This window comes from Streptomyces sp. NPDC051822, from assembly GCF_044452745.1.
In the GTDB taxonomy this organism is placed as follows: Bacteria; Actinomycetota; Actinomycetes; order Streptomycetales; family Streptomycetaceae; genus Streptomyces.
In genome coordinates this window covers 26,285-48,930 of sequence record NZ_JBITBZ010000016.1, presented here as the reverse complement: position 1 = coordinate 48,930, position 22,646 = coordinate 26,285, and the positions used below count along the sequence as shown (strand labels likewise).

General features: G+C 68.6%; 22 protein-coding genes and 3 pseudogenes. 10 read left to right on the top strand and 15 right to left on the bottom strand.

All coding sequences use genetic code 11. From position 1 onward, the window contains the following. Nucleotides 1-162: 162 nt before the first annotated feature. The 4 genes and pseudogenes from ACIA8N_RS34090 to ACIA8N_RS34075 form a co-directional block, all read right to left on the bottom strand. A pseudogene (locus tag ACIA8N_RS34090) lies at nt 163-273 on the bottom strand (metallophosphoesterase); the annotation flags it as partial. A 977-nt stretch (nt 274-1,250) separates the two neighbouring features. Then, nucleotides 1,251-1,652: an SMI1/KNR4 family protein gene (locus ACIA8N_RS34085; RefSeq protein ID WP_365786093.1), complete on the bottom strand. Its 402-nt coding sequence runs from the start codon at nt 1,650-1,652 to the stop codon at nt 1,251-1,253. A 12-nt stretch (nt 1,653-1,664) separates the two neighbouring features. Beyond that, the gene (locus ACIA8N_RS34080; RefSeq protein WP_399416880.1) at nt 1,665-2,114 is read right to left on the bottom strand and encodes a transposase; all 450 of its coding nucleotides are present in this window, start codon (nt 2,112-2,114) and stop codon (nt 1,665-1,667) included. Nucleotides 2,115-2,336: 222 nt separating this feature from the next. Beyond that, a complete protein-coding gene (locus ACIA8N_RS34075; protein ID WP_399416879.1) occupies nt 2,337-3,200 on the bottom strand; it encodes an ISL3 family transposase in 864 nt (287 codons plus the stop codon). A gap of 174 nt (nt 3,201-3,374) precedes the next feature. Here ACIA8N_RS34075 and ACIA8N_RS34070 point away from each other — a divergent pair, with 174 nt between their 5' ends. Then, the gene (locus ACIA8N_RS34070) at nt 3,375-3,668 is read left to right on the top strand and encodes a DUF6104 family protein (RefSeq protein WP_399416871.1); all 294 of its coding nucleotides are present in this window, start codon (nt 3,375-3,377) and stop codon (nt 3,666-3,668) included. A gap of 372 nt (nt 3,669-4,040) precedes the next feature. On the opposite strand, the gene ACIA8N_RS34065 is transcribed toward ACIA8N_RS34070, so the two are convergent. Next, a complete protein-coding gene (locus tag ACIA8N_RS34065) occupies nt 4,041-4,214 on the bottom strand; it encodes a hypothetical protein (protein ID WP_399416870.1) in 174 nt (57 codons plus the stop codon). 381 nt (nt 4,215-4,595) lie between these two features. Beyond that, on the bottom strand, nt 4,596-5,084 hold the full coding sequence (locus ACIA8N_RS34060) for a hypothetical protein (RefSeq protein WP_365786098.1): 489 nt from the start codon (nt 5,082-5,084) through the stop codon (nt 4,596-4,598). 68 nt (nt 5,085-5,152) lie between these two features. Between ACIA8N_RS34060 and ACIA8N_RS34055 the strand changes: the two genes are divergently transcribed. Then, nucleotides 5,153-5,911 carry a hypothetical protein gene (locus ACIA8N_RS34055; protein ID WP_365786100.1) on the top strand — a complete coding sequence of 253 codons (759 nt, stop codon included), beginning with the start codon at nt 5,153-5,155 and terminating at the stop codon, nt 5,909-5,911. Nucleotides 5,912-5,938: 27 nt separating this feature from the next. Then, nucleotides 5,939-7,072 carry an IS630 family transposase gene (locus ACIA8N_RS34050; protein WP_365786102.1) on the top strand — a complete coding sequence of 378 codons (1,134 nt, stop codon included), beginning with the start codon at nt 5,939-5,941 and terminating at the stop codon, nt 7,070-7,072. A 7-nt stretch (nt 7,073-7,079) separates the two neighbouring features. Here ACIA8N_RS34050 and ACIA8N_RS34045 read toward each other — a convergent pair whose 3' ends face one another. The 3 genes from ACIA8N_RS34045 to ACIA8N_RS34035 all read right to left on the bottom strand — a co-directional run bounded on the left by ACIA8N_RS34045 (nt 7,080) and on the right by ACIA8N_RS34035 (nt 11,989). Continuing rightward, the gene (locus ACIA8N_RS34045) at nt 7,080-7,364 is read right to left on the bottom strand and encodes a DUF3027 domain-containing protein (RefSeq protein ID WP_365786104.1); all 285 of its coding nucleotides are present in this window, start codon (nt 7,362-7,364) and stop codon (nt 7,080-7,082) included. A gap of 180 nt (nt 7,365-7,544) precedes the next feature. Continuing rightward, on the bottom strand, nt 7,545-8,546 hold the full coding sequence (locus ACIA8N_RS34040; protein ID WP_365786106.1) for a DNA polymerase thumb domain-containing protein: 1,002 nt from the start codon (nt 8,544-8,546) through the stop codon (nt 7,545-7,547). Then, entirely contained in the window at nt 8,543-11,989 is a 3,447-nt protein-coding gene (locus ACIA8N_RS34035) for a DNA polymerase III subunit alpha (protein WP_365786108.1), read from the bottom strand. The genes ACIA8N_RS34040 and ACIA8N_RS34035 overlap by 4 nt, the downstream gene beginning before the upstream one ends. A 395-nt stretch (nt 11,990-12,384) precedes the next feature. Between ACIA8N_RS34035 and ACIA8N_RS34030 the strand changes: the two genes are divergently transcribed. The 3 genes from ACIA8N_RS34030 (at nt 12,385) to ACIA8N_RS34020 (ending at nt 14,328) form a co-directional block, all read left to right on the top strand. After that, the gene (locus ACIA8N_RS34030) at nt 12,385-12,801 is read left to right on the top strand and encodes a hypothetical protein (protein WP_365786110.1); all 417 of its coding nucleotides are present in this window, start codon (nt 12,385-12,387) and stop codon (nt 12,799-12,801) included. A 238-nt stretch (nt 12,802-13,039) separates the two neighbouring features. Continuing rightward, a complete protein-coding gene (locus ACIA8N_RS34025) occupies nt 13,040-13,891 on the top strand; it encodes a hypothetical protein (RefSeq protein ID WP_365786112.1) in 852 nt (283 codons plus the stop codon). A gap of 2 nt (nt 13,892-13,893) precedes the next feature. Then, nucleotides 13,894-14,328 (top strand): hypothetical protein, encoded by a 435-nt coding sequence (locus ACIA8N_RS34020; protein ID WP_365786114.1) that lies wholly within the window; start codon nt 13,894-13,896, stop codon nt 14,326-14,328. A gap of 73 nt (nt 14,329-14,401) precedes the next feature. Here ACIA8N_RS34020 and ACIA8N_RS34015 read toward each other — a convergent pair whose 3' ends face one another. Together ACIA8N_RS34015 and ACIA8N_RS34010 are read right to left on the bottom strand one after the other, a co-directional pair. After that, on the bottom strand, nt 14,402-15,337 hold the full coding sequence (locus ACIA8N_RS34015) for a hypothetical protein (protein ID WP_365786116.1): 936 nt from the start codon (nt 15,335-15,337) through the stop codon (nt 14,402-14,404). A gap of 634 nt (nt 15,338-15,971) precedes the next feature. After that, nucleotides 15,972-16,357, bottom strand: a pseudogene (locus ACIA8N_RS34010) (ATP-binding protein). Nucleotides 16,358-17,270: 913 nt separating this feature from the next. Between ACIA8N_RS34010 and ACIA8N_RS34005 the strand changes: the two are divergent. Further along, nucleotides 17,271-17,609 (top strand): MerR family transcriptional regulator, encoded by a 339-nt coding sequence (locus tag ACIA8N_RS34005; RefSeq protein ID WP_365786118.1) that lies wholly within the window; start codon nt 17,271-17,273, stop codon nt 17,607-17,609. Between the two features lie 249 nt (nt 17,610-17,858). Next, complete coding sequence (locus ACIA8N_RS34000; RefSeq protein WP_365786120.1) at nt 17,859-18,062, top strand: cold-shock protein; 204 nt, start codon at nt 17,859-17,861, stop codon at nt 18,060-18,062. Nucleotides 18,063-18,265: 203 nt separating this feature from the next. Here the strand turns inward: ACIA8N_RS34000 and ACIA8N_RS33995 are convergent, their stop codons facing one another. From ACIA8N_RS33995 to ACIA8N_RS33985, 3 genes and pseudogenes are all read right to left on the bottom strand, one after another. Continuing rightward, nucleotides 18,266-18,547 carry a hypothetical protein gene (locus ACIA8N_RS33995; protein ID WP_365786122.1) on the bottom strand — a complete coding sequence of 94 codons (282 nt, stop codon included), beginning with the start codon at nt 18,545-18,547 and terminating at the stop codon, nt 18,266-18,268. A gap of 208 nt (nt 18,548-18,755) precedes the next feature. Then, nucleotides 18,756-19,613 carry an RNA-guided endonuclease TnpB family protein gene (locus ACIA8N_RS33990; RefSeq protein WP_399416878.1) on the bottom strand — a complete coding sequence of 286 codons (858 nt, stop codon included), beginning with the start codon at nt 19,611-19,613 and terminating at the stop codon, nt 18,756-18,758. Nucleotides 19,614-20,398: 785 nt separating this feature from the next. Then, a pseudogene (locus ACIA8N_RS33985) lies at nt 20,399-20,527 on the bottom strand (helix-turn-helix domain-containing protein); the annotation flags it as partial. 571 nt (nt 20,528-21,098) lie between these two features. On the opposite strand from ACIA8N_RS33985, the gene ACIA8N_RS33980 reads away from it, so the two are divergent. After that, nucleotides 21,099-21,377, top strand: a complete 279-nt coding sequence (locus ACIA8N_RS33980) for a hypothetical protein (protein ID WP_365786124.1) — start codon at nt 21,099-21,101, stop codon at nt 21,375-21,377. A gap of 312 nt (nt 21,378-21,689) precedes the next feature. Here ACIA8N_RS33980 and ACIA8N_RS33975 read toward each other — a convergent pair whose 3' ends face one another. Beyond that, a complete protein-coding gene (locus ACIA8N_RS33975) occupies nt 21,690-21,836 on the bottom strand; it encodes a hypothetical protein (RefSeq protein ID WP_365786126.1) in 147 nt (48 codons plus the stop codon). A gap of 327 nt (nt 21,837-22,163) precedes the next feature. Here ACIA8N_RS33975 and ACIA8N_RS33970 point away from each other — a divergent pair, with 327 nt between their 5' ends. Next, nucleotides 22,164-22,340, top strand: a complete 177-nt coding sequence (locus ACIA8N_RS33970) for a hypothetical protein (protein ID WP_365786128.1) — start codon at nt 22,164-22,166, stop codon at nt 22,338-22,340. Nucleotides 22,341-22,646: the final 306 nt, after the last annotated feature.

Below are 22,646 nucleotides of genomic sequence, written 5' to 3'. Positions count from 1 at the left end.
GTCATGGCCACCCTCCGCAACCTCGCGATCGGAGCCTTCAAAACCCTCGGAGCGACCAACATCGCCAAGACCACCCGCGCCATCCGCGACCAACCGAACGAGCCCTCCCCATCCTGGGCATCACCTGCAAGCCCGACCTCAACGGAACTTGATCACGCCCTGGCCGGTGAGCACGATGCGGTCCGCGGCGCGCACTTCTGGCTCGTCGAGCACCGCCTCCAGGGCGGGCAGGACTCCGTGGATGTCAGATAGGACGGCTACCTGGTTCAGCATGGTCACTACTGTGGAATGACGCCTGGCTGGCGATGGAGCCGTTCGCTTCCCGCTTAGCTGCGTCGCGGTGTCGGACCGCCGTCATGGAGGGCGGCGGTCCGTCTGGAAGGGCTCTGTCGGTCAGCCGGCCTTGGCCAATTCTTCGGCGGCCGACCAGGACCCGGCCACGTGGATGCCGCCGGCGCCGAACGTCACCTGCCGCGACCTCGCCGAGGCGGACCGCGACCAAGCTCCGCTGGGGCCTGTCCGCGGACCAGGGCGAGATCGACGCCATCAACGTCTACGCCGGCGGCCCGTGCGAGATGACCGTCGTCCACTACACCCCGGCCCCGTAACCCGCGCAGCGCACGAACCACGACCAGCCCGCCCGCCGCCGGCCGCTCGCTCCGGCTTCAGCGGCCCGTCGGCGCGGCCGGGGGGATCGAGTGGCGACCGGCTTGGCCTGGGCCGGGGACCGGACGCTGGGCAGCGGCGCGGCGGTCAGCGCTGTCTCATCAGCAGATGTAGCAGTGTCACCACACCGACGCCCACCGGGAGGGCAGTACCGAACGAGGGGTGCTCGAAGGCGACGTACACGGTGCCGCAGCCGGCGAGTGCGAGTAGTACCGTCCGCTGATCCATCTGCCCGTTCATCCGTGGCCCTTCCCTGGGTCTGTGCTGCGTTCTGCGGCACCTGCCAGCAGTGGTCGCAGCCCACGCCGGGGCGACGAAGAAGCCGCTGCTGCAACTGATCGCGCACCAAGGTTCACCGAAGCGAAGGGGGGTGCCGATGCTTCACCGACGTCCCTTTCAGCCTTCCGAGCCTTGACCTGAGGCGATCTGCGCTGGTCGGGCCCGCCGGGCAGACAGCGCGCAGGGTCGTATCAGACGCCAAGCAGCAGAACACCGGGAAGCTCAGCGATCGAGCATCCTGGCGGGACGGGTTGCCGGTGACCGTGACTCTTTGGCGATGCTCGCACCAGAGGCTGAAATTCCCGTCAGGACGGAGCGGTATCGGTGTCGTCCCATTTCCATCCGGTTTGGGGGAACTGATCCAGCAGGGCGGAGAGGGACGCTGCCTGGTGGATGGCCGATGACCAGTCTTCCGCGGAGACGTCGAGTGTCACCAGGGGCGGGGTGTCCTGGCGGAAGTCGTAGGCCAGCAGCTCGCGGCTTCCGTCCCCGCCGATGACGACGGCGCCGGGGAAGCGCTTCTGGAATTCACCGGCCTCGTTGATGCCGATGAGCTCGTCCAGCGCGTCGATCACCAGGAAGTCGTCAGCGGGGGGAACCAACTGACTCAGACTCCCTGTAGTGCCCAGGAAGTCCCGGTAGTCCTGGGGAAACCGGACTCCGAAGTGGTGCTCGTCCTGCACGATCCGGTCCTCGATCGAACTCATGCAGCAGTTCTATCAAGGGCAGAGCGGGTGTGGGTGGCCGCCTTGTGCCGCGGTGAGGAGGACACGTTTGCGGAGTAGGGGGAGTTTGGCTCGTCCGAACATCTGGCGTTTGATCATCTTGATGTGGTTGACGCGGCCCTCGACGGGGCCGGAGTTCCAGCGAGTGCTCAGACCCTGGACGACCGCGTCCCAGTCTTTCTCCAGGCCGGTGGCGAACGCGTGCAGCCGGGGCAGGTCCGCGGTGCGGGTGGCGGCGACCCAGTCCTTGAGGTGCTGACCGGAGCGGCTTTGAAGGATCTCCGCGAAACCGCGGACGTGCGCGTGGAGGGCCTTCAGCTCAGGACAGTGGGCGAGGACAACGGCGAACCGCTCGCGTTCCTCGTCGCCCAGGCGCTCGGGGTGCCGCATCATCCAGCCGGCGACCCGGCGGACTCCCGGTGGAGCGGGCGGGACGACACGGATACGCCGCCGGCGCCTCGGTCGCAGGTAGTCACTGATGATCTGGTAGCTCCCGCGATAGCCGAGGGCTTGGAGTTCGGCATGCAGTTGGATGGCGTTGGTGTGTCCTTCGGCCCAGCGTTTGTCCAGGTGGGGCTTGTAGGGGTCGAGCTGGCTGGGCCGGGCTGATGCCGACCGGTCAGCAGCTGTTCGGGAACTGCCGCGCGGGCATTGCGGCGGAAGGTGTTACCGCCGATGTGCAGTTCTCTGGCGATCTCGCGGATGCCGTGTCCCTGGGCCAGCAGGGTGTGAATGGTCGCGTGCCGCTCTCGGATGCGGGCTTCGATCGGCGACATCGCCTTCGTCGCATCCATTGTCGCCATCGTTCGTCGGGCCGTCGGGACTGGCGATGGCCGTCTTGAGGCATGTGCTGTGGAGTCGGATGCTGGCTTCGACGGCGGTGCCGAGGTTCTGCCAGAGGTGGAACCGGTCGGCCACCTGGATCGCCCTCGTCGGGGCACCGGTGCGGGCGCCTTCGGCGTAGGAACCGGCCCGGTCACGGCAGATGATCTCGGCGCTGGGATGCTCGCGCAGCCAGCCCGCCAGGGTGGCGGCGTCCCGGCCGGTCAGCATGTCGAGAGGCTGGCCGGTCTCGCAGTCGATGAGGACGGTCCCGTAGTGATGCCCGCGGCGGGTGGCGAAGTCGTCGACCCCCAGCACTTTCGGGACGGCCCAGGTGGGATCGGGCAGGGCCATGATCGCCCGCAGGAGCGTTGTCCGGCTCACCTTGATGTGCAGGGCGGCTGCCAGACGGGCACCGGCACGGCCGGCGAGCGCGACGGCAACCGCCTCCAAGAGGCGTCGGGAGGAGGGTGTTCGACGTCCGTAGCGAATGGTCAGTCCTTCGACCTGTTCGGCGAACGTACGGCGTGTGCAGGCAGAGTTCTCGCAGTACAGACGCCGCACCGTCAGTTCGATCACGACTGGCCGATCACCGACTGGCCTGTCCTCAAGGCGTCGCGCACACACGCTGTGGACTCGATTGGACACCGCCGCACAAGCGGGGCAAGCGACCCCGATCGGTTGCGTTTTCGCGACCAGGCGGACCACCCCGCACTCGAAGAACACGCGCTCCAACAGCAACGCTCTGACATGCGGAAACAGGTCACCGACGAGGTCATGACACCGCACCACGGTCCCAGATGATGCGACATCATCGTGCCGAAACCTTGCAGATTGCCCTCACGGAATGTGTGCCAGAACCCCGTTCTCATAGACAGAGCCATGTCAGCGACCAGCGATAGCCGGCACGTCGCCCTCTTCGTGTACTTCACTGACCGAGGCATCGAGGGCTGGGCGAACCGTCGCGGCGACGAGGAAATCCTCTTCGAGTGGCTCGCCGAGAGGTCTCGGCTGGAGATGCAGCGGAAGCTGGAGGCCTGGCCGCGCTACCAGGTCGCGGTCACCGAGCGGGAGGTCGTACGCCGCGAACAGGCGTGGGTGGTCCCGGCGACCCGGACTCCCAACGGGCATCTGCTGCTCCCCCGGGAAACTGCGCCCTCAGGGCCCGAACCCTGACGCCGTGGGACGTGCCGAGACGTGGGACCGGACAGCGCACCCGCCGGCATCGTCACGTGCTGCGGGTCTGAGACCGCTCCAGGCCCTCCAAAACGGCGTTATGAAATGCGAGCTCGTGGGACCGGCAAGGCGCGGCGAAGAACATGCTTTGCGCTTCGGAAAGCCCACATCCCACGACCTGCATGGTGACCCTGATGCGCCGCCTCGGCCATGCTGGCTATCCGCGCCCTACGTGCTGCGTCGATCACGGTGCCTCGCATGCATGGCATCGCCCGCCTGCACAACCTCGCCCTCGCTGGGTAGCCCCACCACGCAGGGGAGCGGGGTCGCGAGCGGGGCCGACCTTACGCGAATGGCGTCGCACGGTGACGGTCAATAAAGTTCGCACTCCCAGGGCTCGATGTCCGGCTCCCCAGGAGGCAGCTTCCCGGTGCAGTATGCGTAGAGATAGGTTGCAGCCCGGCGCTCCGCGTACTTCTCATTGACCGGTTCGCCCTGCTCGTCCAGTTCGAGGACGTTAGCGAAGATCGCGACGCAGATCTCCATCTGGGAGGGCGACTCGCGCAGCTCTTCCCACTAATCGATCCCGTCCAACGTCGGATGGCCCACCGACCCTCGAGCAAGCCATCCGGCGAAGCGTCGCAGGGCTCCCGAAGCGCCATGACTGAGATGCGAAGACATGCCAAGGAATCTAGTCCCGTCTTCCCGGATTGATCCTTGCCCCCCCCGTCTCAGGAGGGCGCCAAGGTCCTAGTGCCACATCAGGCAACGTTCGCCCTCACCAGGGTGTTGAGCGAGGTTCTGTATCAACAGCAACGAGAGGCTTGGCGACACTCACGGTGGAGACGTTCAGGCGAGGTCTCTGATGCCTCGGACGACTTCGTGCGCGACGACATGGTGAACATGTAGAGCGGCTCGCGACAGCGACTACGCGTCGGGGCGTGTCCAGCGCTTGATGATGTGCGGCTGGGAGTACGGGGCCGGCCAGGCTTGCAGCCGGATCTCCTCGGTGTCCTCCGGCTCGTCCTCGCCATCGGGGTCAGGGAAAGCGGCGGCAGCGAGGTTCCGTCGAGAAGCGCGGATGCGGGTCCAGCCGGTGGGCATGTCGAAGCGTGCCGCATCGGGGAGGTAGTCGGTGCAGCCCAGCACGACCAGCCGTCCCGAGACCAGATTGAGGCTTGCTTCGACAACATGGTCGAAGTCGTCGCGGTCGTCGTCCGGCTGCTGCGCGAGGACGTGGACGCTGACTGCCACGGTCATGTTGACGTCGGTGCCGATGGCCAGGGCATCTTCAGTGACGCCGAGCCCGTCCCGGACGGCTTGTTCGGTCCACACGTCGCTCAGGTCGCCCTCGGACTCGTCGTCCAGGAGGTGGATCTGGAAGTAGTCCGCGAAGAGCTCAAGGTCTGTCACCACGAGGCCATCATCGTTGCTGCTCAGGGAGGGCAGAGCGGCGGGGTGGGGGAGTGTCAGTAGGCAGTGCGATGCTGACGCCGACAACTCCGCTCACGGTGATCAATGGGGGGCCGATGCTTGGTGAACGATCAGGGTCTGACTTGTCCTCGGAAGGCTTCGACTCTGCTTGGTGTGCCACCGACCTGGGTGAATACCGCCCCTGCCGCTACACCTATGAGCACTACCCCTACGAGAGCCTGCCGCCTCTCGACTCCACCGAGTTCACGGGCGCCTTCCAACGGCTCGGTGGTACCGGCGAACCTGCTCCCGAACAGGTCACAGTGCTCAATCGCTTGGCAGAGAGCCTGGCGGCCAAGGGCTTGACGCTGCCTCGGGACTTCGTCACCTTCCAGGCCGACTCGAAGCTGCACTGCTCGCTGGATGAGGTCTCGGTGACGTGCTGCTGGACCGATATCTCAGAGCCCCTGCCCAGTCCGGTCGAGCCTGGTGCCTTCCTTGTGCGATTCCTGCGGGATCAACAGGACTGCGTCATCTGGTACCTCTACCTCCGTCCGTCGGGTGAGGCCTTCGTGGTGCACTCCTATCTCGACTACGAATACGAGTACGAGGCGCGGCGCGACGGGGAAGAGACGGAGACCAATCTCGACGATCCGGAGGAGCAAAGGGCCGCAATCCTCTGGTGTGCATCTTCGTTCGAGGAGTTCGCCCATCGGTTCTGGATCGAGAACCGTCTCTGGCATGCCCTCAACGGCAATGACTTGTCCGGACTCGAGCCTCAGGTACGTGACTACTTGCGCCACTACGCGCCGCCTGGGATACCCGCATGATCGTGCACTGAACGAGATCATGTGCGGATGGCAGAGCGGGTACGTGTTCGCGAGATCGATGGCGACGAGGGGCAGCGCCTGTTGCGGATCTTCCGCAGAGGCACCGGTTCGGTGGCGACCTGGCGGCGGGCCCAGATGGTGCTGCTGTCCGCGCAGGGCATGCCGGTGGTGAAGCTCGCCGAGGTGACGTTCACCAGCGCGGACCGGGTCCGGGACGTGATCCACAACTTCAACGCCGACAGCTTCGAGTCGCTCTACCCGAAGTACAAGGGCGGGCGGCCCAGGACGTTCACCCTGCCCGAGCGCCGGGAGATCAAGAAGACCGCGAAGTCCAGGCCGGCCGAGCACGGCCTGCCTTTTTCGACCTGGAGTCTGACCAAGCTGGCGGACTTCCTGGTCGCCGAGGGGGTGGTCGACGACATCAGCCACGAGGGCCTGCGCATCCTGCTCCGAGAGGAGGGCGTCTCCTTTCAACGCGTGAAGACCTGGAAGACCTCCCGCGACCCCGACTACGCGACGAAAAAGGCCCGGGTCGAACACCTCTACGCGATCGCCGACGGCGAGGTCATACCCGAGGAAGGCGAGCCCACAGTCATCTTCTGCCTGGACGAATTCGGGCCACTCAACCTCCAACCCCACCCCGGATGTCAGTGGGCGGAACGCGGTGGCCGGCACAAGGATCCCGACCGTGGTCCGCGGCCCCGCCGCCGGGCTACCTACACCCGCCCGCACGGTGTACGGCACCTGTTCGCCGCCTACGACCTGGCCAAGGACCAGCTCTACGGACACATCAAGAAGACGAAGAACCGATCGAAGTTCCTGGAGTTCTGCCGCTACCTGCGCTCGCTGCACCCGCTGGACGTGCGCATCGCGATCGTCTGCGACAACTACTCACCCCACCTGACCACCAAGCGGTGCCAGCGGGTCGGGACCTGGGCGGCGGCGAACAACGTCGAGAGCGCCTACACCCCGACCGACAGCTCCTGGCTCAACCGGATCGAAGCCCAGTTCACCGCCCTGCGCTACTTCGCCCTCGACGGCACCGACCACCACAGTCACCGAGCCCAGGGCAGCATGATCCGCCGCTACATCATCTGGCGGAACAAGCACGCCGCCGATGAGCACCTCCGCAGGGTCGTGGCCAGAGTCAACGTTGCCTGAACGGCCTTTACCCGAATGAGCCGTCGGCGCGGTCGGCGAAGCTCTCGCAGCCGTCGTGCTCGAACCGCACTCGCCCATCGAATGACGAGCCAGGGCTGCTGCACGCCCCGTAGTCCCGGCCGAGCTGCCCGCTCAACGCGATCCAGAAGCGGCATCCTCCGCACTGGGCGTCATACCACTCGTCCCGGTAGCCGGACTGAGCCGTCGAGCGGTTCAACGACGCTCGCCAACGCGCATGACACCGATCATTGTGATCTTGATCGCCACCCGTCCAAGGCTCATCCCCGGCCACTCTCGATGTCTCCTCCCGTTCGATCCGAGACTGTCAGTCCCGGCGCTTTCCAGTGATCCTCTCACCGAGAAACAGGGCGAAGGTTCTCTGATGCGGCACTAGAACCCGTCGTCGCCTGCCGGAAGTTCTACCGGCTGGGCTGATGGCCGCTCGGCGCCCGGGACGATGTGAGGTGTGTGGTCAGCTGGCGTGGCGGTAGGCGGCGGCGCTGCCGACGATTCCGGATCGGTATCGGGAGCGGGCACGGTCGAGGGCCGCCTCTAGGTCCCGGGCCCGGTCGTCGTCGGTGCCGAGGGTGAGCTGGTGGATGGCCGTCTCGGCGGGCTGGAGACGCTCTGCTCGCAGGGAGAGGGATCGGACGCGGGCGCGCTGGAGGCCGAGCGCAGTGAGGAGTTCGCGGGCTGTTGCGGCGAGGGCGGGGGTGTGGGCGGTGGCTTCGGGTAGGGAACGTGTCCGGGTGGTGTGGCTGTGGTTGACGTAGGTGACGGTCAGGGTGAGCCCCTGGGCGACCTGGTGATCGTTCCGCAGCGCTGCGCCGATCTGTTCGGTGAGGCCGAGGACGGCCCGGTGGTGGTGGTCGGGGTCGAGTTCGTCGTGGTCGAACCGGTGGCTGAGGCTGAGGGATCTGGGGGCGGGGGCGGGGACGATGGGGCGGTCGTCGATGCCGTGGGCGCGGTCGTGGGCCTGGCGGCCGGCGGCGACGCCGAGGATCCGCTGGAGGGTGGCGAGCGGGGTGTCGGCGATGTCACCGACGCATGTGATGCCGAGCCGGCCGAGCGCGCGTGCGGCGGCGGGGCCGATGCCGGGGAGCGCGGCGGCCGGCTGAGGCCGGAGGAACGCCGCGATGTCGTAGGAGGTGTTGGCGACGATCGTGGCGCGGCCCGCGGGGGTGTGCGCGGCGGCCATGGCGGCGATCATCCGGCTGGGTCCGGCGCCCGCGCTGGTGGAGACGCCGTGGAGCGCGAGCGCGCGGAGCCGGATGACACCGACGAGACCGGCGGCGTCCTGCCCCCAATACCTCAGGGCGCCGGTGAGGTCGGCGTCGGCGGAGAAGTCGGCGGGGTGCGCCTCCACCTGCGGGGTGACGTCGGCAAGGACGTCCAAGAGCTGCTCGTACAGGCCAGGGTCCGGCTCGGACAGATGGAAGTAGATCCGCATCAGCGTGCGGGGACTCGTGCTCATCCGGCGCTCCCGGAACTGGAGTGACCAAGGCGGGTGAGGTCGGCCGAGCGGGAACCGGCGGGCTGCAGGTCCGCGTACGGGTGAAGGCGCGCGCCCGTGGTGCCATCGACGAGGGTCCGGGGCGGTGTGGCCGGCTGTGCGGGGGTGGGTGCGGGGGAGGCGTGGTCGAGGAGGTCGAGGACGGCCTGGGGCCCATGATCGCGTCGGGCGGCGGCGAGCTTTTCGAGGTCCCACACCCTCTGCCCGACGACCGTGCGGCGCGGGCCGCGGGCCTCGACCGTTCCGCGGACGAGGAGGAGGCCGTTGTGGAAGATCGTGTGGGCGCAGTCCTCGTGGGAGTCCTCGAAGAAGGCGATGTCGACCAGGCCGGAGCCGTCTTCGAGGGTGACGAAGATGACCCGCTTGCCCGACGGGATGGGCGGGGTCTGGGTGGAGGCCCGGACGCCGGCGACGAGGACGGGCTGCCCCGGGTGCAGGGCGCGCAGGTGCTTGGCGTCGACGGCTCCGACCTCCCGCAGCAGACGGTGGTGGTGTTCCATCAGGTGCCGGCTCACGTCGATCTTCAGCACGCCGAGCTCGGCGTCCAGACGCTCACGGCTGGTCATCTCCCGCAGCCCCGAGGGCCCGGCCGTCAGGAGCGAGTCGTCGATCGGAAGCTGTCCCGGGCCGGGCCGGGTGCGGGTGTGACGGTGGAGCTCGGTGGCCTGCAGCAGCAGGTCCCGCCGGGTCTGCTCACCCTTGAGCGGGTCGAGGGCGCCGATCTGGATGAGGCGCTCGGCGATCGGCAGCGCCGGGTGCGCGCGCTGCAGGAAGTCCTGGAGGGAGTTGTAGGGCTGGCCGGCGGCGATCCGTGCGACCTGCTCTGCGCTGATGCCCTTGACCGAGGACAGGGAGAGCCGGACGCCGAAGCCGGTGCCGGTGGCCTCGACCGTGTAGACGGGCTTCGAGGCGTTGATATCGACGGGCAGCACGGGCACGCCGTGGCGGCGGGCGTCCGAGACGATCACCCGCAAAGGCCACATCCCCGGGTCGTGCTCCAGGAGCCCGGCATACAGGGCGGCGGGGTGGTGGGCCTTGAGCCACGCCGACTGCAGAGCGGGGACGGCGAACGCGACGGCGTGCGCACGGCAGAACCCGTATGCCCCGAAGCTGCTGACGATGTCCCAGACCTCGTCGAGAACCTTCGGCGTGTACCCGCGGGCGCCGGCCTCCCGACGGAACCATGCCTCCAGCTTCGGCAGGCGCTCCTCGTTGGCGAGGATGCGGCGGGCGACCTCGGCGAGCGCGCGGTCGCAGCCGGTCATGACAGCGAGGATGTCGATGATCTGCTCGTGCCAGATCGTCACCCCGTACGTGTCGGCGAGGACGGGCTCCAGGTCCGGGTGGGGATAGACCGGCGCGGCGCCGTGGCGGGCGGCGATATACATCGCCGGCATCCCGCCCTGCACCGGCCCAGGCCGGAAGAGCGAGATGTCGGCGATGACGTCCTGCGGATCGCGCGGCTGAAGTCTTCCCACCAGATCTTGCTGGCCAGGTGACTCCAGCTGGAACATCCCCACCGTGTCGGAGTCCTGGATCATCTTGAACGCGAAGACATCGTCGAGCGGAACGTGGTCGGCGTTGTCCAGGTCGATCTGCCGGCCCGTGGTGCGGCGGATCTCGGCGACCGCATGGGCCATCGCGGACTGCATCCGCACACCCAGGACATCGAGCTTGAGCAGGCCCAGGTCCTCCACGTCGTCCTTGTCGGCCTGGACCATCGGATACTTGCCCTGCGCGGTGGGCTGCACCGGCAGACGGTCCAGCAGCGAGGAGTTCGACAGGATCACTCCGCACGGGTGCATTGCCATCCCGCGCGGCAGCTTGTCCAGCCCCTCGGCCAGCTCCCACAGCCGCCCGTACGAGCCCGCGTCGGCGTTGAGACGGCGCAGCTCGGGGAGCTCGGCGAGCGCGGAGCGGATGTCGCAGGCCCGCAGGTGCGGGAAGGACTTCGCGACCCGGTCGACGACCTGCGGGGGCAGGCCGAGCGCGAGGCCGGTGTCGCGCAGCGCGTGCCGGGCCCGGTAGGTCTCCGGCATTCCGGTCACCGCGACCCGCTCGGCACCGAACCGCTCGAAGATCCGGTCGTAGACCTCCAGGCGGCGGGCGGACTCTACATCGATGTCGATGTCCGGCAGCGAAGCCCGCCGCTCGGACAAGAACCGCTCGAAGAGCAGACGGTGCTCCAGCGGGTTCGCGGTGGCGATGAACAGACTGTGGTTGACCATCGACCCGGCACCCGAGCCACGGGCCGCGACCCTAATCCCCATGTCCCGGATGTCAGCGACGACCTGCGCGACCGCGAGGAAGTACGGCTCATAGCCGAGCCGGCCGATGATTCCGAGCTCGTACTCCAGCTGCTCCACCGACCGCCGGTCGCCATCGAGCCCGCGGGCGGTCATCCCGGCCTCGCACCGCTGCCTCAGCAGCCGCATCGCGCCGCCTTTGCCCGGCTCCGCGCCGACGACGGTCGGCTCGGGGAAGTGCGGGGTGCCCAGCCCGAGGTCGGCGACCGGATCGACCACGCACGCCTCCGCGGTACGGACGGTCTCGGCGAGCAGCGCGGCCGCTCGGCTCGGGCCGGCGCCGGAGTCTCCGGCGATGCGCTCCGCGATCGCCGCCATCTCGCCGGGGCCCTTGAGCCACCGCTCGCCGCAGTCCAGGCGCCGCCGGTCAATCGGCCGCAGCAGCCGGGCCGCGTCCAGCACGTCCGCGAGCCGGTGCTGCTCGGGGTCGGCGTAGCGGACGGCGTTCGCGAGCACGACAGGGATCCCGAGCCGGTCCGCCAGACCGACCGTGTGCGCGGCAAGCCGCCCCGACCCCGCACCCATTCCCCCAAGCCCCCACGACACCGCTTCCAGCCGCAGATCCCCACCGGCCAGCTCCCGCCATGGCTCCACGAGCCGCTCGGCGACATCCGCCCGGCCCCCGGCCAGGGCGCGGATCGGCTCCGACGCCGGCCCGAGCAGCACCACCAGGTCCTCGCCCGCGAACGCGCGCAGGGTGTCCCACGAGGCCGTCGGTACCCCGTCGGCGAGGTGGGCGGCGGACACGATCCGGCACAGCCGGCCCCACCCGGCGACGTTCTTCGCCAGGAGCGTCACCCGCAGAGGAGCCTCGACGACGTGCGCGCCGCCGCGGACCGGGGTCCGCCTCCGCGGCGCCGTCTGCACGGCGGGCTGGTGCGGGGCGACGGCGAGGTCGACGCCGAAAACGGGCCGGACCCCGGCAGCCGCGGCGGCCTTCGCGAAACGCACCGCTCCGGTCACGTTGTCCCGGTCGGTCAACGCCAGCGTCCCGATCCCACGCTCCGCGGCCCGGGCGACCAGAGCACTCGGATGAGAAGCGCCGAAGCGGGCCGAAAACCCACTCGCCACATGCAGATGCGGCACCCCGCCACCCATGACAACCTCCGGATAAACCCCCACAAAACAGATCAAAAAACCCTGACCACAGCTTTACAGTAGTCGAACAAAAATCGAACACGCGACCTCTGGGGCACACAATCCCGCCATCGGACCAGCGCATGACCCGGCGCCGCCGTTTCGCCCGCGTGAGCCCTACCGATGGCCGCACCGTGCTCGCCGACAGCACCTCGTCGAGCAGAGGCACGACGGCGCGCGCTCACAAAGGACCCGCTCGCGGGGGCGGCCGTATGAGGTGGATTCCCTACGCGATAGCCGAGGGGAAGAGGCCTGCTTCGAGCCCCGGGGCCGGCGGGCCGCGGCGGCGGAGGAAACCCCTGGTCGTCCGTTGATCGGGATGGCAGGCTCTGCTTCCACTCGAAGGGAGCTCCGCGATGACCGACAAGCCGGAGACGGAACGCGTCGACTGCACCGACTGCTTCGCCCTGCCGGGCCCCGACAACACCCGCATCATGTACGTGAAGACCGGCGGCGGGGTCAGCGAGACCTGGCACACCCCCGACTGCCCGGCCCTGGCGATCATGCAGATCAACATGGCGGAGGGAAGCAAGCGGGTCCGGGAGCGGGACGCGTGGGCCCGGGGCGTCTTCCCCGCCGCCCACGAGCGGCTCAGGAAGGCCGCCGCCGCGCTGCCCGCCGGCACTGCCGCACAGCCCTTCGCCGATGCCCTGAGCGAGCTGGTCCAGGCGCAGGCCGACACCACCGGCTTCGTCGTCCTGCACCGCTGGGCGGAGATCCTGGAGCGGCACTTCCCGCCGGAGCTCCCCGACCCCGACCGCCCCAGCACGTAGCCACACCAACGCCGCTGTCGCCTGGAGAGCCTCGGATACGACCCTGACGCCGGCTGAGCCGGTGCGCCGGGTTCAGCCGACCCTGTGCATCGCTCGTTGGGGCCGCATGTCGCCGAAGGTTCCCGCCCGCCTGGTGGGCCTTGATGTACTGGACCGTCGGAGCAGGCCGAAGGCAGGGGAGCGGGACGTTGGCCGGGTACAGCAAGGGCTCCACCCCCGAGCCGAAAGGCGCGTGCGTGTGAGGGACTGGAGCGATTTCGAGTGGGTGGTGTGGCGCCTGGAGGTCCAGGACCCAGCGCAGCGCGCGGGCGAGGATCCCGGCCTGGACGAGCGCACCAAAGAGACGATGACGGAGCTGGCAGCCTCGCTGGGCTGCGGGTACGAACACTGCGTCGACACCGACACCTACCCCGACGGAACGCCGTACTACGCCTGGTGGGTCCGCCTGCCCGCAGCCCAGCACGCCCGACTCGGCAAGGACGGCCTCCCGCAGGCGCTCGGCCCGCTGCGCGAGTACCTGACCCCCCAGCTTCCCGACGGCCTGAAGTGGGAGATCGCACCGGACCGCGAGTACACGCTCGACCACGCCGGCAGCCTGGCCATGCGGACGGCCTACGACGATCTCATCGCTCCGTTCGAGCGCGCCCTGATGCCGCTGCGCCGGGACGGGGCCGACGCCCTCGCTCCGCGGGCGAAGGTCTGGAAGTGGCAGGAGAACCTCCTGGCCGGCACGTTCGACCTGCGGCTGTGCAACGATCCGGACCGCCCGCACACCTGGCTCGTGGTCACCGTCGGCCTGTGGACCGAGCCGCAGCTCTTCGACGAAGAGCCCGCCGCCCGCCTTGGCCACTTCGACTTCACCCCACACCACCCGCTGCTGTTCCTGCCCCGCCCGCCCGGCCCGGTGACTTTCACCGCCCGCGCGGAATCCGGCCCGTTCCCCAGCCAGAGCAGCTCCAGGCCGAAGACCCCCGACGCCCTTGGGACAGCTCACCAGTGGACGGCCAACGACCCCGACGCCCTGGCCGAGCGGGTCACCCACGACCTCAAGCTGCTGTGGCCGCACCTCACCGGCCCGGAAGGGCGCTGACGATGGCCTCGTACGCGAAGGACCCGCGCTGCACCGCCATGGCCGCAGCACTCGTACCCCTCTTGCGCCGCAACTGTCCGGAAGGCGCCGGCGGATACGGCGGCTCGTACCAGGTGAACCTGGATGACGAGGAGGCCGTCGGACTGGGCGGGGTGGAGCTGATCCGGGCTGCGATGCGTAAAGCGGCCCGGCAGCTCGGGTGGAAGGTCACCACGATCGGGATGATCGGTACCCGCCACGGCACCATGGTCGTCGTCCAGGACACCCGTGAGGTGCCCGAGGAGCACCAGGCCGTCCTCAACGACGCCATGAACGACCGGATGCGCGCCGCGCTGCACAAAGTGTGGGGCGAGCCGGGCCCGGCCCCTGTCCAGCGCGGCTCGGTGGCCCTGATGACTCAGGAATTCCGGGCGGCCGTGGCCACGGGCAGGGCCTGACGCTGCTGTACCGGAGCCTGAGCGAAGTGCAGCACGACGGCCTCGGCTCCGAGCGGCGATCCCCGCTGGCGGCTCAGCTCGCGGTGGAGGAACCCTGTTCGGGAACGAATCGAACAGAGCGTCCATCCTGGCTGGGGACGAAGTTCATGGGGACCCATTCGGCACCCTCCCCGTCCTCGCCGCCGTCGGGTTCCGGCTCTGGCTGGGGGCCGTGCAAGATGTAGTTGAGCGAGTTCTCGACGTCCGCCCCCAGGAAGCCGGCCAGGCCGATTGGCTGCCTTCCCTGCTCCGTCTCAATGCCGACCTCGACCCCTACCGCGTTGTTGTTGGTGACCGTCGCGATCCGTTCGGTGTAGGTCATTTCCCCCACCAGGGCGTTGTCCTCGACATCGACGAAGTACCAGGTGACTTCAGGGGGGCCGCCAGCGTCCCGTTCCATGGCCACCTGAAGGTTCTGTTGGATCTGGTCAGTTCTGGCTGACACCGTGATGCTCGACCGGTGCTTGTCGCAGTTGTCCAGATCGGACAGGCAGGCCAGAGGGTGCATGCCACCGTCGGAGTGGTACGGCTGGTACATCTCGATGCGATCCGCAAACACGTCGGGGACGGTCTGCAGGTAGCGCTGGCGCGCCCTGCCCCATTCGGACCGTGTCCTACAGACGGGGAAGCCCAGCTGGCGCGGTTGGGGCGGGGTCGCGCCGTTGCTGTGCGCCAGCTCCCACACGCAGGCATCGAGGGCACTGCGCAGGGCATGCAGGCCGTCGCCGAGGATCAGGGACCACTCCAGCACAGGCGGTGGCGTGCGGACCCGCAGACGCAGTTCCAGTCGGTGGCGGTCGTCGGACACCTTCGCCTCGATGGTGACCGGCTGGCTGGTGAGCCAGAGCCGGATGCGGGCGTCGAGATCCGTGAGGTGTTGCGTTGCTCGGGCCAGCTTCATCCGCGGCCAGGGCGAGATGCTCACCCGCTGGTTCTCGTCGTGGGGGCCGGGGGCCGATTGTCCGTCCATGCGAACAGACGGTAGAGGGAAGGTCGGACATCGCGCCTGCGTTTTGTGTGCGACCAGATGCGCGGTGGAGGTCCGTGCGTGCACGCCGTCTCGCCACTTCCTCTGCGTCGTCATGTGAGCCCCTGCTCGCAGAATCATGGGCGCGGCCATGCGCGACGCCGTCAGCACCTGATCGACTCTCGGAAGATCGGCCCCGACGCCTGCACCGACCCGTCTACGTCGCGCTGTACGACGTGGACGGCGCGGGGCGGGCCCACGGCGATCAACTCGGCGGGCTTTCATAAGCCTTCGGGCGGGCCAGATGGTGACGTTTGATGTCACCCAGGGCCAGAAGGGCCCCAGGCGGAGAACATCAACTCCGCCTGATCCACGCCACCGGTATCTCCGCTCAGGAGAGTGGCCCAGAGTCCTTCGGTGTCGTAGGGGAGCCAGCCTTCGCGCCGTGGGACCCGCGACCCTGCAGTCCTTCAACGGCTCGGTCACCACGGAGTGGCACAAACCGGTACCACACCTTGATCCGGTTCCGGGGCTCGACAGCGACCTCGGGCCTTTGGTCCGTGCCGCGCGGCAGGCGCTCTGGCGGAGCGTGGTCCTGGCCGGGAGATCGCGTGCTGGATGTCCCGGTGTCGTGGCGTTACCGGGCGAGGAATGCGCTGACGGTCTTGCCTCCGGTGGCCTGGCGGGTGACGGCGGTGGTTTGGGTGAGGCGGTTGACCATGGGCCAGCCGAATCCTCCGGTGCCGCCGTTCAGGTCGGGTGTGCGTATGCGCGGCACCTGCGGACTGGGATCGTGCACGGCTACCTCGATGCTGTCCGGGTGTGCGGTCAGGTGCAGGGTGCAGGTGCCGCCGCCGTGGCGCAGGGCGTTGTGACGAGCTCCGAGACGATCAGGACCACCGTCTCGGCGGCTTCGGACGCGAGCGCGGGTACGAGACCTTCGAGGAACTTTCGGGCGCTGTCGCGTGCGCCGGCGATGGATGTCGTCGGGGGGAGGGCCACTTTGACGCGCGTCGTGTCCAACGGGGCACCCCTTTGGATCGTTGATGGCGGGTCCTGTCTGCCTGGAGCTTGTGCCCCGGCCGGGGCTCGTCAACCCGGCCCGCTCCCGAACCCGTCACTGTTCGAGGGCGATTACCTCACCATCGAACGCGCGAAAATCTATATCGGCTGGAGTAGACATTGGGTGGTGGCGCGGTTATGGTTTCTCTCGTAACCCAGAGAGACAGAAGGGCCTGGCAGACACGAACTGCCAGGCAAGCGGTACCAGCAGTACATGCAGTTGCAGTCAGTTCGCAGGACGGTGCGGCGGTGGAGTTTCGAAGCCAGGGTTGTTGCAGGACGGCGACGGGACTGGCGGCCGGACCGGGTGGCCCGCAGTGATCAGGGGCCGCCGGACGGGGCCGCTGTCATGGCAGAAGCGGTGCCCGTGAGTGCAGTGCGCAGTACCCAGCAGTGAAGTCAGTGAGTAGCACCCCTGGTGAAGGCGTCGGCTGCGGGCGCGCGCACCGGGAAGTTCGGCAGTGGGGTTCCAAGCCAGAGCAGACGCAGGACGGGCAACGGGGCTGGCTGCCGGAGAGTGGCGCTGTCACAGGCCACTGAGCAGTTCGCATCACCCGCAGTACGCAGTACCAGCAGTACCCGCAGTACGCAGTACCAGCAGTAGGTAGTTGATCACCGAGGAATAACGGAGGAATGAAGCACCATCAGGATCGCCCGGACGGAAGTCTTGAGTCCGGGTACCGCAGGACATCGATAGTGAGGTGGTCTCCGGTCAAGCAACCGCGATCCCCGCACCCCCGACATTGTTCCGGTCGGGCAGGCGGACACAGAAGGCCGGCGCAGTACCAGGGCCGGCACGTGGTGTAGAGGTTCCTCCGGGGCCCGGGTGCCGACAAGCACCCGGGCCCCTCCACGCGTTCACAGAGAGGTGCAGATGACAGCAGACGACATGCTTGGCCGTCTCGACGACGACGACTACCCCGCCTACACAATGGGCCGGGCCGCCGACATGCTCGGCACCACCCAGAACTTCCTTCGTGCCATCGGTGAGGCCCGACTCATCACCCCCTTGCGCTCCGAGGGCGGCCACCGCCGCTACTCCCGCTACCAGCTGCGCATCGCCGCCCGCGCCCGGGAACTCGTCGACCAGGGCACGCCCATCGAGGCCGCCTGTCGCATCATCGTCCTGGAAGACCAGCTGGAAGAAGCCCAGCGCATCAACGCCGAATACCGCCGCGCCGCCGAAGCGGCCGCTCCGCCCGCCGCGGCCTGAGACGGTGCGCGCCCGCCGACCACCGGCGGGCCCCGCGCACCATGAGGGGGTTCGGCTTTAGGCGTTTCCTGTGGTCACAGCGGGTGCGGGCGTGTACCGTCCCGGTTAGCTGTCGTGGTTCGGATCTTCCCCCCTTTGCCCATGCCCTCGGCGTGGGCTTTTTTGCTGTGCTGTGCCGCAGGAACCAGGGCGATCACCTCCGCCTCCCACCTCATGTGGGCGGCGTTCATCGACTGGAAGGCATCAGCTATGGCTACGGGAACTGTGAAGTGGTTCAACGCGGAGAAGGGCTTCGGCTTCATCGCCCAGGACGGCGGCGGCCCGGACGTCTTCGCCCACTACTCGGCGATCAACTCGACGGGCTTCCGTGAGCTCCAGGAGGGCCAGATGGTGACGTTCCACGTCACCCAGGGCCAGAAGGGCCCCCAGGCGGAGAACATCACCCTCGCCTGACCCCACCCCCGCACGGCGGGACCGGGGCAGACGCAGCGCCTCGGTCCTCGCCGTCCCCACGGGGCGGCCGACGGACGCCGTACGAACGGCCCGCCGTATGACGGCCCTCCGGCCCTCGCTCGTGATGCCCGTTGGTCCGCCGCCCCGTCCTGGCCTGCCGCCGGCTCACCGTTGGACCGTGGTCCGGGGGCCATGGCGATTGATCAGCGGCTGATGTCGTTCACGATGGCCTGGAGCACGGCAGCGCTCGCCTCGACCTGGACGGGGGCCACGGTGCCGACGACGGTGGGCCGCGCGTTGACAGTGCCGTGCGCCAGCACCGGGGCGGCCGCTTCGCAGACGATGCGCAGGTGGGGGTGCTCGGGCGAGCACTCGATGAGGTAGCCGTCCTGGAGCCGGGACAGCCAGTCGTGGCGTACGGCGACGGCCCGGCCGTGGACGGCGCCGATCCTGGCCCCGCCGGTGGACCAGTTCGACCATGTCACCGCTGCCCAGTTGGTGCCCTCGGCCAGGCTGCTTGGCTCCGTCCCTGAGCCTTCCTTCCTCGTGTGAGCACTGGCCCTGCAGTCCGAACGGCACCGTCCGTCGTTACGCGGACACCGACCATGGGGCGCAGGTGCCGATCTCCCAGAACACGGATCGCCCCGGATCTGCGGGACGCCCGGGGATCACTCCCCGGGGGTGGCACCGGCGTCAGCCGGTGTCTTCTCGTTTCAACGCCCCCTGCCCAGTGTCCTTACGGACACCAGGACTTACAGCGGCTCTGCGAGCGTTTAGGGTCTCCCCCCTATCGGAGGCGACCGTCGTGAGCTGCCTGCGCGCCGCGTGCACGATGTTCGCGGTGCTGTTCTCGTGGCGGTGTACGACCGCGCCGCACGAGGGGCAGTGGAACTTGCTGCGCGTAGGGGTGGAGCTTGGGTTTCGCTCCGTGCACTTCGCGCAGGTGCCGGCGACGGGCTCGGCTTTGTCGAGGATGACGAGTTGCGAGCCGTACCAGGCGGTTTTGTATGCGAGCTTGCTGCGCAGGCTGCCCAGCGCGGCGTCCAGGAGGTGCCGGTTGAACCGGGCTGTGACCTTGACGTTCTTGCCAGGCTGGTCAGGGCTGCCTTTGGCCGAGGCGGTGAGCGCGGTGAGGCGGAGGTCTTCGATCGCCACATGTGTGAACCGGGTGGCGAGCTTCTTGGACAGGCCGTGCAGGAACGAGGCGCGTCGCATCTTGATCTGGTGGTGTACCCGGGCGACGCGGGCGGCGGCCTTCGCCCGCCGCTGCGAGCCGGGTTGAGTGCGGGACAGCGTGCGCTGTGCTTTCGCCAGTTTGGCGAGGCTGTCGGCGAGCAGACGAGGATGGAGGCGGGGTCGGACGGGTCGAGGGGGCTGGACAGGGCGGCCAGGTAGCGGGAGCCGAGGTCGACGCCGACGAGCCCGCCGACGCGCTGGCGGGCGGTCGGGCGGCCGATCTGCTCGATGCGCCCACCGGTTTCGGCGGCCTTCTCGGCCTGGGCGCGGGTCAGATGCCGCACGCGGGTGCCGCCGTCGTCGACGTGCTCCCACAGCACGGGAACATCCTGCAGCACCTTCGCCAGCACGGAGGCGTACCAGCGGTGGCCGCCGCGGGTGACGGTCACGGACTGGATGACGGCCCGGCCGTGGGCCACGAGCCGTGCCAGGCGCTTGCCGGTGTCGTGGATGCGGATGCTGCCAAGGCCCGGCATCACCAGGCGCCAGTAGCCGTCCAGGCGGATGATCGGCCTCTTCACGTCGTGGAAGAGAGAAAACGATTCTGCCGTGCGGCCCTTCTTCTTGAACCGGGGGTACCCGTTGCGCCGGCCGGCGCGGCGCCCGGCGAGCGAGTCCTGCCAGCACTTCCAGGCAACCTGTGCGCGGTCAAAGCCGGAGGTGAAGCAGTAGACGTTGACCTCGCTCCACCAGGGGCTGCCACCCTCTTCCCTGGGCCGGTCCCTCTCCATGCGCCACAGGGCGCAGGTGTCGGTGGCGTTCGGTGTGCGGTATCCGGCGCTGAATGCTTCGGCCTTGAGCGCGTTCACCGTGGTGCGGGCTTCGCCCAGGAGCTGGAGTTCGCGGCCGGTTCCGGCCGCCTCCGTGCGGGCCGCGGCCAGCCGGCAGGCGAGTGCTTCCTGCCCGGCCGGCGGCTGCGTCGCGGGGAGAGGCTGCTTGCCGGTGGCGATGTTCATGAGGCTCTTGCGGTGGTGATCCCACACCTTGATGCGATCGGTGAGCTCAGCGCCGTCGGCCTTGATCCGGGCCTTGGCTTCGGCTTCGCTCAGCCCCGCCGCCAGGTAAGCGGTCCGACGCTCGGCCCAAGCCTGGTGAGACTGGGTCTTCTTCGCCAGGGCGTAGTTGTAGGCCCACCGACAGGCCCCGGCATAGCGAGTCAGCTTGGCGCGTTCAGCATCGGAGGGGTCCAGGGCGAACCTGTAAGCACGCAAGACCTCTACTCGAGGCATAATCGTTTCCCCCCGCGTGTCGCCGCCGCTACAGAGATCATTTGTAGCGCCAAGCGTCGGTGGCAGCATCGCCCGTTCACTCCGACGCCGCAGCCCTCCACCTATCTGCCCGAATGGCATGTTTATCCGCCTGGCGTTCCTGGCCGACATGGCACGGATCAAGCACCCAGCTCTGGTTCCCCCGGCCCCGCGTGCGCTCACCAGCGCTGCGGCCTGTTCGTCGTGCTCGCGCAGCACACGCACGGCGGTCGCAAGGGCCGGGGGCTGGCCGCGCTTCTTACCGGTGCGGATGACCAGGTGAGAAGCGATCTCGCGGCATCGTGCCAGGTGCGGCCGGGCAGCGCTGGCGTCGATGCGGGAGGGCATGGTCCGGCTTCTGGTCGTGCTGGTCAGCGGTACAGGTCCTCGTTGAGCCGGCGGTGCCGCAGCAGGAGGGCTTCAGTGTCGGCGACGTCGGCCAGCTGGTGAAGCAGGGTACGGAGGATCAGGAAAGATGCTACTGGCGGCCGTTGCTACGTGGTGGCTATCGCGGGTGGCCCTCGCCGCCGATCTTCGGGTGCACACTTGCGGCATGCCGAGACAATTCGAGAGCGACGCGGTACTGGTAATCGACGGGACCGAACGGGCGGTCCATGCCCGGATCTCCATCTTCGACGACGGCGCTCAGGCGAAGACGTGGTTCGGCTCTCTCACTGCCGACGATCCCGGGCTCGAGGGGGAGCTGTTGAATGCACGCGCGGCCGTCCTGCGAATGCCGGACGGCAAGGAGGGATTCATCTGCACCAGCGATGGGCCCAGTAGGAAGCGGGGGGAGGTCTCCTTCACGGGCAGTGGCCAGCCGCCCGTCTGACCCTAGACAGAGTAAAACGCCCCCACCGCCGAAATGGTGGGGGCAGGGACTGGTGCGGGCCTATTCGCCGGCGGGCGCGAGCTCGACAGAGTCGATGATCCCGCTGGTGCCTTCTCCAAGGCTGGCGTTGACTGCGGCCTCCGGATCGTCGCGGGTCACACGACAGAGTGCTCGTTCTCGCACAGGCGGAAAGATCACCGGTGTCGCAGAGTCCACCCGTCCAGCCCCTCCCCAGGACCCTCCCCCCCCGTCTCTTGTCCGGTGCGGGGCCTCTTGGCCCTTCCGTGCGGGAAGGCCGCCCGGGGCCGTGGCTCAGGCGCGGGCGGTCCAGATTTCAGGGCCGCCGCCTTCCCAGCGGATCGGTCCGTCCTCGGAAAGGCTCACGTCCGCCAGGCAGGCCTGGCGAAGGAACTCCGACACGTCGCCGGGGGAGTGGGCGCGACCGAGGTCGGCGTCCACACCGAGCGCGGGGATGATGACTTGCGCCCGCCCTTGGGCGAGGCGGGGTGGATGACGATCTCCATCTGGTCGGCCATCTGCCCAGCCTGCTCTCGCGGCTGCCGGGGCACGTTGAACGGGCCGTCCGGGCGCCAGCATGCGGGTCAGCCGGGCAGGATCCCTGAGCGAATTTCGTCGCCTACCTGCTAGTAAGCGGGCGGACCGGTTGCGGATTTGATAGTTCTGGGCTGAGTCGGCGGACCGGGTGTGCCGGCGCCGGGTCGGCGGCGGCCTTCCCGGTGGCGAGCGGATCAGTGGTGACCGACCCGGTGGAAGGGGGCGAGGGCCGTGCACGAGATCGACCGTCCGCGGGTTGTTCTCTGCCCGCACTGCAAGGCCACGGACCGGGATCCTGAGGCCAGGACGCTGTCGGCTGCTGGCGGTGTGCTGTCGGTGACCTGGCACGCCCTGCGGTGCCCGCATTTGGCTGCCGACCGGATCCTCGCCGCGGTGCCCGGCCGGTGACCGGCCCCGCGAAGCGGTCTTGCGGGTCGAGGCGGTCCGGCTAGGGCTTCCGTTCAGTCCGCGTCGACATGGATGGGCACGGCAGGGACCGGTGCCCAGAGCACTCTGGGCACCGCCGGTTGCGACGGTGGGGCCCCGCTGTCGGGCGGAAATAGGTGGCCGTTCACGGGGTGGTGGGAGTTCCGTAGACGGCTGACATCAGAGGTGCGGGTGGTGACTCAGTCGTGGATCCCGGCGGAGTAGGTGCCGCGTCCGTGCTCCTACAGGTTCGGGCAAGCAGACCGGATCGTGCGCAGCAAACGTGCA

Excerpts from the sequence above, each read along its gene's own strand:
- ACIA8N_RS34070 (WP_399416871.1), top strand. The coding sequence starts at position 3,375 with ATGTCAGCGACCAGCGATAGCCGGCACGTCGCCCTCTTCGTGTACTTC.
- ACIA8N_RS34005 (WP_365786118.1), top strand. The coding sequence starts at position 17,271 with ATGACAGCAGACGACATGCTTGGCCGTCTCGACGACGACGACTACCCC.
- ACIA8N_RS34085 (WP_365786093.1), bottom strand. The coding sequence starts at position 1,652 with ATGAGTTCGATCGAGGACCGGATCGTGCAGGACGAGCACCACTTCGGA.
- ACIA8N_RS34055 (WP_365786100.1), top strand. The coding sequence starts at position 5,153 with ATGCTGACGCCGACAACTCCGCTCACGGTGATCAATGGGGGGCCGATG.
- ACIA8N_RS33980 (WP_365786124.1), top strand. The coding sequence starts at position 21,099 with ATGCCGAGACAATTCGAGAGCGACGCGGTACTGGTAATCGACGGGACC.
- ACIA8N_RS34035 (WP_365786108.1), bottom strand. The coding sequence starts at position 11,989 with ATGGGTGGCGGGGTGCCGCATCTGCATGTGGCGAGTGGGTTTTCGGCC.
- ACIA8N_RS34040 (WP_365786106.1), bottom strand. The coding sequence starts at position 8,546 with ATGAGCACGAGTCCCCGCACGCTGATGCGGATCTACTTCCATCTGTCC.
- ACIA8N_RS34020 (WP_365786114.1), top strand. The coding sequence starts at position 13,894 with ATGGCCTCGTACGCGAAGGACCCGCGCTGCACCGCCATGGCCGCAGCA.
- ACIA8N_RS34015 (WP_365786116.1), bottom strand. The coding sequence starts at position 15,337 with ATGGACGGACAATCGGCCCCCGGCCCCCACGACGAGAACCAGCGGGTG.
- ACIA8N_RS34065 (WP_399416870.1), bottom strand. The coding sequence starts at position 4,214 with ATGGAGATCTGCGTCGCGATCTTCGCTAACGTCCTCGAACTGGACGAG.
- ACIA8N_RS34000 (WP_365786120.1), top strand. The coding sequence starts at position 17,859 with ATGGCTACGGGAACTGTGAAGTGGTTCAACGCGGAGAAGGGCTTCGGC.
- ACIA8N_RS34050 (WP_365786102.1), top strand. The coding sequence starts at position 5,939 with ATGGCAGAGCGGGTACGTGTTCGCGAGATCGATGGCGACGAGGGGCAG.
- ACIA8N_RS34030 (WP_365786110.1), top strand. The coding sequence starts at position 12,385 with ATGACCGACAAGCCGGAGACGGAACGCGTCGACTGCACCGACTGCTTC.